Source organism: Mesorhizobium sp. L2C084A000, from assembly GCF_000502875.1.
Lineage (GTDB): Bacteria > Pseudomonadota > Alphaproteobacteria > Rhizobiales > Rhizobiaceae > Mesorhizobium.
The window spans coordinates 1-11,339 of sequence record NZ_AYWX01000037.1; the positions used below are offsets into that span (position 1 = coordinate 1).

An 11,339-nucleotide genomic window follows, 5' to 3' on the forward strand; every position below is an offset into this window, starting at 1 on the left:
GGCCGTGCCGGGGCGCAGGCCCAGATCCGATGCCGCCTGCGCGGTCAGTCCGCCGCCGAGCGCGGCACCCGCCGGCACGATCTGCGTGCCGATGCGCGCGAACCCCTCGTCGGCCAGGCTCCCTAGTCCGATGGTGCGGAAATAGGCCTCGTCCCAGCGGCTTTCATGCGCCAGATAGGTCCATTTGCAAGTCACCGTGCAGACCGAGCGGGCAAGGCTGCCGGTCGCGCGCCAGGTGAGGAAATCGGCGAGGTCCATGAACTGCCAGGCGGCGTTGAACGTGTCGGGCAGGTTTTCGGCCAGCCAAAGGAGTTTCGGCGTTTCCATTTCCGGCGAGATGACGCCGCCGACATAGTTCAGCACCGCCTCGCCGCTGCGGTTGATGCGGCGCGTCTGCTCGACCGCGCGGTGATCCATCCAGACGATGATGTTGCGTTCCGAATTGCCGGACTTGCTTACCGGCAGCGGCACGCCGCCCTCGCCCAGCACCACCAGCGAACAAGTGGCGTCGAACCCGATGCCGGCGATGGCCTCAGCTGCCACGCCCGATTGAGCGACCGCTTCCCGCGTGGCCGCGCACACCGCCCGCCAGATGTCGTTGCTCGACTGCTCGACAATGTCGCCGGCCTCGCGCCAGACCTCGATGTCCCGCTTGGCCGAGGCGAGCAAGGTGCCGGTGTGGTCGAACACCCCGGCCCGCGCGCTGCCGGTGCCGACATCGATGCCGAGATAATGGGGCATGAGGAACCTCCGGTTCAGGGAATAGGGGATAGGCAGTAGGCAGTAAGCGATTAGTTAGTAGGATAGGACGCGCGAAGCACTTTTGAGCGGGGCCTGTAAGACTGTGTCTACATCTTCCTATTGCCTATTGCCTATTGCCTATTCCCCATTGCCTACTGCCTCACAAATCATTGCTCTGCGGCAAAATCACCAAATCCCGGATCGTCACGTTGCGCGGGCGGGTCAGCATGAACATCACCGCTTCGGCCACTTCGCGCGGCTGCATCAGGCCGCCGGCGGCGAGTTCCTCTTCGAGCTTGGCCTTCGGCCAGTCGTCGACCAGCGCCGTCACCACCGGACCCGGCGCCACCGCACCGACGCGCAGGCCGTGCTTGGCGACCTGGCGGCGCACCGTGTGGACGAAGGCCTGCACCGCGTGCTTGGAAGCCGTGTAGATCGGCTCCCAGACCACCGGGACCAGACCGGCGATCGAACTGGTGACGATGATGTCGCCGGTCTTGCGTTCGATCATGTGCGGCAGCACCGCCTGGATCGAGCGGAAGCAGGCATTGATGTTGAGGTTGAGCATCCGGTCCCAGGCGTCGGGATCGCCGGTCGCTACCTCGCCGCCGACATAGGCGCCGGCATTGGCATGGAAGATGTCGAGCTGGCCGGCTTTCTCCAGAATCTGCGGCATCATGGTGGCGACGCTTGCCGGCTGCATCAGGTCGATCACCAACGGGATCGCCTTCGAACCGAGCTCGGCGCACAGTTTGTTCAGCGTCGCCTCGGCACGGTCGACCAGCACCACTGTGGCGCCGGCCGCCAGCATGTGCCTGGCGCATTCGAGGCCGATGCCTGATGCCGCGCCGGTGACGGCGGCAACTTTTCCGGACAGTTCTTCGCTCATGTCTTGCTTCCTGTTGATGGGTTCAGGCCCGGCCATGCGAGACACGCGAGCGGCGTGCCAGCGAGTCGACGATGACCGCGATGGCAAGCACGGCGCCGGTGATCATGTACCGAAGCGACGAGGACAGATCGAGCAGCGTCAGGCCGCTGGCGATCGACTGGATGACGATGATGCCGAGCAGTGCCGAATAGGCGCTGCCGCGGCCGCCGAACAGGCTGGTGCCGCCAATGACCGCCGCCGCGATGGCGTTGAGGTTCACGTCGCCGGTGCCGGCCTGCTGGCTGGCCGAGGCAAGGCGGGCCGCCGACAGCACGCCGCCGAAAGCGGCCAGCATCGAGCACAGCACGAAGGCGCTCGAATAGATCAGTCGCACATTGATGCCGGCGCGCCTCGCCGCCTCGCGGTTGCCGCCAACCGCCGACATCGAGCGGCCCCATTTGGTCCGCGTCAGCGCGTAATGCATTGATATGACCAGGCCGACGAACAGGCCGAACATCCACGGAATGCCGCGCGCCTGGTTGAGATAGAAGACGATGAGTTCGAGGATGACCGTGATCACCACCGCGCGCGTGACGAGCCCGCCGGTCGACGGCGCCGACAGATTGGCGGCGCGGCGGCGCGCGACGGTGCGCAGGCCGGTGACCAGCATGACGATGCCGGGCACGGCCGCCAGAGCGAACGAAACAAACTTCGGCATCATCAGCAGCTGGCCGAAATTCACCAGGTTCGAGCCATACGGCAGATTGATCGAGCCGGTCGAGCCGAGGATATAGAGCTGCAGGCCAAGCACCGCCAGCAGGCCGGCAAGCGTCGAAACGAAACTCGGCATGCCGAGTCGATTGAACAGCAGCGCATAGAGCGCGCCAATGAAGCCGCCGACGGCCACAGCGGCGAGGATGGCGAGCGCCACCGGCCAGCCCTGATTGACCCACAGCGTGCCCACCATCGCCGAGGCAAAGCCACTGATCGAACCGACCGACAGGTCGATTTCGCCGACCATCAAGACGCAGACGATGCCGAGCGCAATGACGCCGACGGTGGAGCAATCGAACAGCAGATTGACCAGATTGCTGCTCGACAGGAAGATCGGATTGATGCTGGCGAACACCGTCCAGATGATGACCAGCCCGACGATCACCGGCAGCGAACCGAGATCGCCGGAGCGGACCCGATCGAAGAACCTGCGGATGGCGCCGCCGATTCCCGCCTCATGCTTGACGCGCACATCGGCGCGGTCGAGCTGCGGCGGCACGGAGGCGGCCTGTTCGGCTTCACGGCTCATGGGCGTGGCTCCTGGGTTTGCTCGTGCCTGGCCTGTCTGCGCTCGGCGCGCCGCGACACCGAATTGTTCGACGCGCCGGTGATGGCGCTGACCAGTTCCTGGTTCGAGGCGTCGGGCGAGAAGATGCCGTTGTTTCGGCCAAGCCGCAGCACGACGATGCGGTCGGCGACGGCGCGCACGTCTTCCATATTGTGGCTGATGATGACGACGCCGAGGCCGCGGTCGCGCACGCGCTCGATCAGGTTGAGCACTTCCGCCGTCTGTGCCACGCCAAGTGCGGCCGTCGGCTCGTCGAGCAGGATGAGCTTGGGTTCGAGCAGCAGCGAGCGGGCGATCGCCACCGTCTGGCGCTGGCCGCCCGACAGCGAAGCGACCACTTCGCGAACGCTTGGGATGCGCGCCGATAGCTCGTTGAGCAGCGTCCAGGCGCGCACCTCCATCGCCACCTCGTCCAGGCGCAGCGGGCTGAGCTCACGGCCGAGGAAGATGTTGGCGACGATGTCGAGGTTTTCGCACAGCGCCAAATCCTGGAACACGGTGGCGATGCCGAGCGTCAAAGCCGCGCTTGGATCTGCAAGCGTCACCTGCTTGCCGCGATAATTAATGGTGCCCGAACTCGGCTGATGCACGCCGGCCAGGATCTTGACCAGCGTCGACTTGCCGGCGCCATTGTCGCCGACCAGCGCCACCACCTCGCCGGCATGGACATCGAGATCGATGTCGGTGAGCGCCGACACGGCGCCGAAATTCTTCGAAACGCCACGCAGGCTGAGCACCAGCTCGCCTGCCGGAACCGGTTCGTCCGCGGTATCGATCATGCCTGGAAGCCTTTCAAAACCGGTTCATGGATTGAGCGCTGTCTGGCCACCGCGTGGGCGGCCAGACAGCGGAGCGGGCAAGGGTCGCGGTCAGTTCCCGATGCCCAGCTTCTTGCAGCCCTCCGCGTAACGATCGACGCAGAGCTCGGCCGCGGTGTTGATCTTCTTGTCGATGATCTCGGCCTTCAGGTTTTCCTGCGTCACCACGGCCGGCGTGAACAGCTGCGAGGGCGTGTCGTACAGCGTCATCTCGGCCTTCGGCGTTTCGCCCGAAAGCAGCTTGATGGCGATGTTGGCGGCGGCCGCCGCCACGATCTCGCTCGGCTTGGAGATGGTGTTGTACTGGTCGCCGGCGATGATCAGCTGCAGTGCCGCGATCGTCGCGTCATTGCCGGTCACCGGCGGCACCGGATCGACGCCGGCCGCCTTGAAGGCGGCGATGGCGCCGCCACCGGTGCCGTCATTGGCGGCGACGACGCCGAGGATTTTTGGTCCGAAGCGGGTGATCTGGCCTCCGGCCCATTGCTGCGCCTTCGGCGGCGCCCATTCCGGCGTGTCGTATTCGGCCAGGATCTTGTAGCCGCTGTTGTCGAGGCCGGCATGGATGCCCTTCTTGATCAGGCCGGCCGCCGCGTCGGTCGGCGAGCCGTTGATCTGCAGCACGCCGCCGCTGGCCGGATCGACCTTCAGCGCCTTCAGGTGCTCGACCAGCGAATCGGCGATGGCCTTGCCGATGCCTTCATTGTTGAACGACACATAGAAATCGGCCGGCGCGGTCGGGATCGGCCGGTCATAGGCGATGACCTTGATGCCCTGGCTCTGCGCCAGCTTGACCAGCGAGGCGGCGGCGGTCGAGTCGACCGGGTCGAGCACGATCGCCTTGGCGCCNGGCATTCTGGTAGAGCACCTTGCAGCCCGGGCACAGCTTCTTCATCTCGGCAGCGAAGCCGGGATAATCATGCTGCTCGTAGCGGGTCGAGGCCTGGTCGGGCATCAGGAAGGCGACGGTGGCGTCGGTAACTTCGGCGGCCCTGGCGATCGCGGCGGTGCCGGCCAGCAGCGACAGCGCAAGGGCTGCCACGCCGGCGGACTTGCCAGCAGACTTCAATGAAGATGAAAGTTTGGTCATTCGGTCTTCTCCGTTTCTGATATGGTTGTAAGAAGGTCGTTGACTGCTTTGGTCTGAAGACACCCATCCGCCCTCGCCCAAACTGCATTGGGAACCGGGACCCGGCGCCGGCCTTTCGAGCCGCGCCGACAACCTCCGCCTACGGAGGAATTCGAGACAAGCGTTCTCTATCGCGAACCGCTCCACGCGGCTCACGTCGTCATGCAAAAGAAAAATCCTCCCTTGGTTCCTCCCTGGCTCCTCCGTTAAGCGGCTTTGCCCGCGTTGATGTTGTCGGCCAGCAGGCGCCTGAAGCGCGAGGGCGGCATGCCCTTCTCCGCCAGGAACTGCCGGTTGAAATTGGACAGATTGTTGAAGCCGACCTCGTAGCAGATGTCGGTGATCGAGGCCTGCTCGTCGCTCATCAGGATCTGGCAGGCGAGATTGATGCGCAGCCGTTTGACATACTGCACCAGCGACATGCCGGTGTGACGGCGAAACGAGCGCGAGAAGGCGCCGGTCGACTGGCCGGCGATGGCGGCGAGATCCGCCTCGTCGAACAGCTGCGTCAGGTTTTCCCTGATATAGGCGAGCGCCTTGTTCATGCCGGCGGTCATGTAGCCGGAGGGATCGGGCCGGTAGCTGGCGCTGGCCAAAAGCTGGAATTCCTGGGCGCGGCTGAGCAGGCCGGCGATCATCATGAACAGCTCGATGCGGCGCACGCCTTGCGCCTGCATCATCTCTTCCATCAGCGGCGCCAGCGCCTTGCTGGTGCGGCTGGAAAACAGCACGCCGCGCCGCGACGCTTCGAGCAGGTGCCCCAGCCCCGCCAGCTCCGGCAGCACATGCATGGCATCGCCGATGAAACTTTCGGAAAATTGGATGATGCGGCCGCGCAGCGGGATCGAGCTGTCCCTGGGGATGTCGCTGACCCAGTTGTGCGGCAGGTTCGGCCCGGTCAGCACCAGATTGCCCGGCTCGAACTCGCCGATGAAATCGCCGACGAAATAGCGTCCGTTGGTGAAGATCACCTGATGCAGTTCATATTCGGGATGGAAGTGCCAACGCACCGTGTGGAAGGGGTAGCCATGCGACCACGCCTTGAAGGACTCACCGCGTCGTATCTGGACTACTTCCAGGTCCGGTTCCATGTCCGTTTCCTCCCAGGCCAGCACGGATATTTGCCGCGTTCGGCCCAATTCCCTAAACCGGCCGAATTGGTTTCGGCTCTGCATTTCAAGAGCCAAGGTACCGGCTCATGACAACAGGCGCCACCACGATTCAAGACAACGGATGATACTTTTTTAACCGGGAGGCGGCGCTCAGAGGCGTTATTCGGGCAGAACAGGTCAGTCTTGCTGACACGTTCGCTCAATTGACCGACGACGATGCCGCCCGCCCGGGAAGGAATTCCGGCGTCTCCGTGTTCGCCTGGCTTATCTCAAGAACATGGTCTGCAAGCGCTGTTGAAGCGCCGCATCCGTCAGTTCACCTCGTGCACAGCACCACCGGCCGCCGTCGCGAGCGGCGTAACCATATCAGGCACCAGTATGTCGTGGCGGCGCGCGAAGCTGATCAGCGTGGCCCGCACCGTCTCCGGATCGATCTCGCCGACGATGCCCGCCTTGCAAGCGTTGAGCGCGACGGCATGGGCGCCGTTGCGGCCGGCGCTCGGCCAGTCCTGCAGCAGTGCATAGGCTTCCATCACGCTGTCGATCTTCCTCGGAAAGCCCATTCCGACCAGAAGTGTGACCGGTTCCTCAAATTGCCCGCGATTCATGGCTTGTGCCTCCTCTCGATTGTTCAGGGCCTGCAGCGGACCGAACACCGGGCAGCACGGCCCGCCGCGGATAGGTGAATGGACTGGCCGATTTCCGTTCAGCCGCTGCCGGCGGATACCTCGGATGTTGCCGACACTTGCTGTGCTGCGAGGAACATCAGTGCCGACGCCGCGGTTCGCCGATTCCAGCCGGCGGCTTCAGCCATGTCGAGCAGCCCTGCCAGCAGCGGCTTCAGCACGTTCCTGCATTCTGTTTCATAGGCCAGGAATTCCTTCGCTTGGTGCGTAGGAGCCGGTACGGATTCGATGCCAGCCATTGCGTCCATCTTTACCTCCACTCTCTCTCGACTGACGCCCGCTCCCCGCCAGGGAAGCGGGCGGATTGGCCGCGACCTCAAAAGTCCATGCCGGCGCCGGCGGGCATTGCCGGGGCGGCGGCTTCCTTCTTCGGCTTCTCGGCCACCATCGCCTCCGTGGTCACCAGCAGGCCTGCGACCGATGCCGCGTCCTGGAGAGCGGTGCGCACCACCTTGGCCGGGTCGATGACGCCCTGGCCGTAGAGATCGCCGAATTCGTTGGTCTGGGCGTTCCAGCCCCAGCCGAATTCGGTTTTCTCGCGCAGTTTGCCGACGATGATCGAGCCTTCGGCGCCGGCATTCTCGGCGATCTGCCGGACCGGCGTTTCGATGGCACGGCGCACGATGTCGACGCCAGTCTTCTGGTCCGCATTGTCGGTCTGCACGGCATCGAGCGCCTTTGCTGCCCGCAGCAACGCGACGCCGCCGCCGGGCAGCACGCCCTCCTCGACGGCCGCGCGGGTCGCATGCAGCGCATCGTCGACGCGGTCCTTGCGCTCCTTGACCTCGACCTCGGTCGAGCCGCCGACCCGGATCACCGCAACGCCGCCAGCGAGCTTGGCCAGCCGCTCCTGCAGCTTCTCGCGGTCGTAGTCGGAGGTGGTCTCCTCGATCTGCGCCTTGATCTGTGCGACACGGCCCTGGATCTCTTCCTTGCGGCCGACACCGTCGACGATGGTGGTGTTTTCCTTCTCGATCACCACCTTCTTGGCGCGGCCCAGCATCTGCAGCGTCACATTGTCCAGCTTGATGCCGAGATCTTCCGAGATCGCGGTGCCGCCGGTGAGAATGGCGATGTCTTCCAGCATGGCCTTGCGGCGGTCGCCGAAGCCTGGCGCCTTGACAGCCGCGACCTTGAGGCCGCCCCGCAGCTTGTTGACGACCAGCGTGGCAAGCGCCTCGCCTTCCACATCCTCGGCGATAATTAGGAGCGGCTTGCCCGACTGCACCACGGCTTCGAGCACGGGCAGCATCGCTTGCAGATTGGAGAGCTTCTTCTCGTGGATCAGCACAAAAGGCTCGTCGAGTTCGACGCGCATCTTGTCCTGGTTGGTGACGAAATAGGGCGAGAGATAGCCGCGGTCGAACTGCATACCTTCCACGACTTCCAGTTCGGTCTCGGCGGTCTTGGCCTCTTCCACCGTAATGACGCCTTCATTGCCGACCTTCTCCATCGCCTCGGCGAGGAAACGGCCGATCTCGGCATCGCCATTGGCGGAGATTGTGCCGACCTGCGCGATCTCGTCGTTTCGGGTGACCTTGCGGGCATTGGTCTTCAGCTCGGCGACCACCGCGTCGACCGCCTTGTCGATGCCGCGCTTCAGATCCATCGGGTTCATGCCCGAGGCAACCGCCTTGGCCCCTTCCCTGACGATCGCCTGTGCAAGCACGGTTGCGGTCGTGGTGCCGTCGCCGGCAAGGTCGTTTGTCTTGGAGGCCACCTCGCGCACCATCTGGGCGCCCATATTCTCGAACTTGTCCTCCAGTTCGATCTCCTTGGCGACGGTAACGCCATCCTTGGTGATGCGCGGCGCGCCGAATGACTTGTCGATGACGACATTGCGCCCCTTGGGACCGAGCGTCACCTTCACCGCATTGGCAAGGATGTCGACGCCGCGCAGCATCTTCTCGCGCGCTTCGGTATGGAATTTCACTTCTTTGGCAGCCATTGGATCACTCCTTTATCTAGGCAGCATTCGTTGACTGGATGGATACGAAGAAGCCGTCAGGCAGCCTTCTTCACTTCGGCGACCTTATCGATGACACCCATCACGTCGCTTTCCTTCATGATGAGCAGGTCATCGCCGTCGAGTTTGATTTCGGTGCCGGACCATTTACCGAACAGGATGCGATCGCCGACCTTGACATCGAGTTCGACAAGCTTGCCGCTGTCGTCGCGCGCGCCGGGACCGACGGCGAGCACTTCGCCTTCCTGCGGTTTTTCCTTTGCGGTATCGGGGATGATGATGCCGCCGGAGGTCTTCTCCTCGGCTTCAAGGCGGCGGACCAGAATACGGTCATGCAATGGACGGAACGCCATGTCGTTCTCCTCGTGGACAAACAGTTTTTGAGGTTCCTCCGCACCGAACCGGCAATATCGGACCGGTGCGGAACGCCGCGACCCTTCGTCAGGCATCGCGGCGCATATCGAGCTAGTTTTGCCGTTTTTCGATTTCAAGAGACCGGCGAAAAAATTTTCACATCGAGCAGAAAAAAGGCCAAGGCACTGTTATGGCGCGACTATTCTCGGAACCCCTGACCTTCTCGCGGAGTTTGTTTGAAGAGGGACCGGCAGACCGGCCTGGCATCGGGCGAGTTCAGGCGGATGCTTGAACGGAGAGAGAAGGAGAAAGACATGGTCGATACGGTCAGCAGCGAATTCCGCCTGCAAATGGAAGGTTATGGCCTCACGACGGCCGAAATCCACTATCACCTGCCCGATCATCCGAGCCTGCTTCAGCTCTATGTCTGGCAGGACTATGATCTCGCTCCGGCCTTTCCCGAGCTCAAGGGCTTTCTCCAATATTGGGAGCGCGAGCTCGACGGCCCGCTGCACTCGGTCCGCGTTGCTCATCACCGGCTCATCCAGCCTTCGGAATGGCGGGCCGTCGAGGGCATCATCACGGTCCACTAGGGTCTTTGCGACGGCCGCCGCTCCTGCTTCGCCTGGAGCGGCGGCGTTAGGGTAGGCTCTCGCCGGCCCCACGCAGCGCGACAGCCAACAGCCTCCCCTCCAAAATTTCCAATTTCCATGTTGTAAAACGATCGGGCCGCGCTAGCCTGAAATCATGCGTGGAGGAGGAATGGAGCTTCAACTCAACGGCAAGGTGGCGCTGGTCACCGGCTCGACGCAAGGCATCGGCCGCGCCATCGCCGAGACGCTGGCGCGCTGCGGCGCCGGCGGCCTGCTCGTCACCGGGCGCGAGAAGACGCGCGGCGATGCCGTGGCGGAAGAGCTTTCGCGGCTCGGCACGCCGACGGACTTCGTCGCCGCGAACCTCGCCGACCCGGCCGCCCCTGCCCTTTTGGCGCATGCATCGAGCGCTTCGGCCGCATCGATGCGCTGGTCAACGCCGCAGGGCTGACCGACCGGGCCTCGTTCCTCGACGCCGATCTCGACGGCTGGGCCTCGCTGTTCGCGGTCAACGCGCGGGCACCGTTCTTCCTCATGCAGGCGGCCATCGCCGACATGAAGAAGCGTGGCCAGGGCGGCGCCATCGTCAACATCCTGTCGATCAACGCCCATTGCGGCTCGCCGGAACTCGCCGTCTATTCCGCCAGCAAGGGCGCGTTGGCCACGCTGACCAAGAACGCCGCCAACGCCCATCGCTTCGATCGCATCCGCGTCAACGGCATCAATGTCGGCTGGACCGACACGCCGGCCGAACGTGCCATGCAGGCCGACACGCTGGGCAACGGGCCGGGCTGGCTCGATGCCGCGAACGCCTCGCAACCCTTCGGCCGCCTGTTCTCGACGAGCGACATCGCCAACCTCGCCGTCTTCCTGCTTTCGGATGCTGCCGGGCCGATGACCGGCACGCTCGTCGACCAGGAACAGTGGGTGATCGGGGCGAACCGGTGAGCGCCAGCGAAACGCAAGCGCTGCACGGCGCATTTCGGCGTCGGCGATTTCACCGTTGCCATCAAAATTGGCCGCGATGACGGTGACTGAAAAAAGCCTATCACCACATTCGCTCAAAGCGCCCGCCCCGCCTCACAGCGCCAGGCTCCCCTGCTCCACCTCCTCGGCATTCGGATCTCCCGGTGCGGTGGCCCAGGCCAATTCGACCAGCGTCACGGTGCGCCGGCCTGTCCCGTCGAGCTGGCAGACGATGAGCCCCTGCTCCTCGATATAGGTTAAGAGGCGCCGGGCGCGGCGCAGCGAGTGCGAGCCGTAGGCGCGGGCGATCGCGGCGTCGCTCGGGCACGGCCAGCCCTCTTTCGCCGCACGGGCGATCATCATGAACACGCCCTGCATGTCGTCGGGCAGCAGCGACGCGCGGACAGAAACGTCCCGCCACGCGTCATCCTGCGTCGTCTCGGAACCAAGGCCGGCACGGGCGCGTGTCAGCATGCGGCGGAACTCCGGCAGGTCGGGCACGACCGACGCGAGGCCTTCTATGCGGCAGCGGACCACGAATTCCTGATAGAGCACGCCGATCACGCGAAAACCCGCATCGGGCTGCGCCAGGATGGCGCGCAGCACACGGTCGACGCGCTCACGACGCTCGGCCAGATCCTCGGCGCTGATTTGCGGCTCGGCCGGCTCGGGGCGCATTTCCAGTGCCGCCGATTTGGCCGCCATCAGCTGGTCGAGCAGGTCCGGCGACGCCGGGCGGCGCGGCGTGCGCACCGTCTCGGGCG

Annotated in this window: 10 protein-coding genes and 3 pseudogenes; 2 read left to right on the plus strand and 11 right to left on the minus strand. The window is 64.4% G+C overall.

From position 1 onward, the window contains the following. The 10 genes and pseudogenes from X735_RS136005 to X735_RS0135640 form a co-directional block, all read right to left on the minus strand. On the minus strand, positions 1 to 741 hold a 741-nt coding region (locus X735_RS136005; protein ID WP_023814425.1), incomplete at its 3' end, for an FGGY family carbohydrate kinase. A gap of 160 nt (positions 742 to 901) precedes the next feature. After that, the gene (locus tag X735_RS136000; RefSeq protein ID WP_031214035.1) at positions 902 to 1,630 is read right to left on the minus strand and encodes an SDR family oxidoreductase; all 729 of its coding nucleotides are present in this window, start codon (positions 1,628 to 1,630) and stop codon (positions 902 to 904) included. Between the two features lie 22 nt (positions 1,631 to 1,652). Then, a complete protein-coding gene (locus X735_RS135995) occupies positions 1,653 to 2,912 on the minus strand; it encodes an ABC transporter permease (RefSeq protein WP_023814427.1) in 1,260 nt (419 codons plus the stop codon). Beyond that, positions 2,909 to 3,730, minus strand: coding sequence for an ATP-binding cassette domain-containing protein (locus tag X735_RS135990; RefSeq protein ID WP_023814428.1), 822 nt, complete (start codon positions 3,728 to 3,730; stop codon positions 2,909 to 2,911). Before X735_RS135990 ends, X735_RS135995 begins: the two co-directional genes overlap by 4 nt. Positions 3,731 to 3,820: 90 nt before the next feature. Next, positions 3,821 to 4,859 (minus strand): annotated as a pseudogene (locus tag X735_RS01000000166615) (sugar ABC transporter substrate-binding protein). A 245-nt stretch (positions 4,860 to 5,104) separates the two neighbouring features. Beyond that, complete coding sequence (locus X735_RS135985; protein WP_031214037.1) at positions 5,105 to 5,989, minus strand: AraC family transcriptional regulator; 885 nt, start codon at positions 5,987 to 5,989, stop codon at positions 5,105 to 5,107. Between the two features lie 332 nt (positions 5,990 to 6,321). Beyond that, positions 6,322 to 6,618 (minus strand): DUF982 domain-containing protein, encoded by a 297-nt coding sequence (locus tag X735_RS135980; protein WP_031214038.1) that lies wholly within the window; start codon positions 6,616 to 6,618, stop codon positions 6,322 to 6,324. A 98-nt stretch (positions 6,619 to 6,716) separates the two neighbouring features. Then, positions 6,717 to 6,935, minus strand: coding sequence for a hypothetical protein (locus X735_RS135975; RefSeq protein WP_023814433.1), 219 nt, complete (start codon positions 6,933 to 6,935; stop codon positions 6,717 to 6,719). A 77-nt stretch (positions 6,936 to 7,012) separates the two neighbouring features. Continuing rightward, the gene (gene groL / locus X735_RS135970; protein ID WP_023814434.1) at positions 7,013 to 8,644 is read right to left on the minus strand and encodes a chaperonin GroEL; all 1,632 of its coding nucleotides are present in this window, start codon (positions 8,642 to 8,644) and stop codon (positions 7,013 to 7,015) included. Between the two features lie 56 nt (positions 8,645 to 8,700). Further along, the gene (locus X735_RS0135640) at positions 8,701 to 9,015 is read right to left on the minus strand and encodes a co-chaperone GroES (RefSeq protein ID WP_031214045.1); all 315 of its coding nucleotides are present in this window, start codon (positions 9,013 to 9,015) and stop codon (positions 8,701 to 8,703) included. A gap of 315 nt (positions 9,016 to 9,330) precedes the next feature. On the opposite strand from X735_RS0135640, the gene X735_RS0135645 reads away from it, so the two are divergent. Then, positions 9,331 to 9,609: an usg protein gene (locus X735_RS0135645; protein ID WP_031214047.1), complete on the plus strand. Its 279-nt coding sequence runs from the start codon at positions 9,331 to 9,333 to the stop codon at positions 9,607 to 9,609. A gap of 169 nt (positions 9,610 to 9,778) precedes the next feature. Further along, positions 9,779 to 10,557: pseudogene (locus X735_RS01000000166620) on the plus strand (SDR family oxidoreductase). A gap of 132 nt (positions 10,558 to 10,689) precedes the next feature. Here X735_RS01000000166620 and X735_RS135965 read toward each other — a convergent pair. Beyond that, positions 10,690 to 11,339: pseudogene (locus X735_RS135965) on the minus strand (ATP-binding protein); the annotation flags it as partial.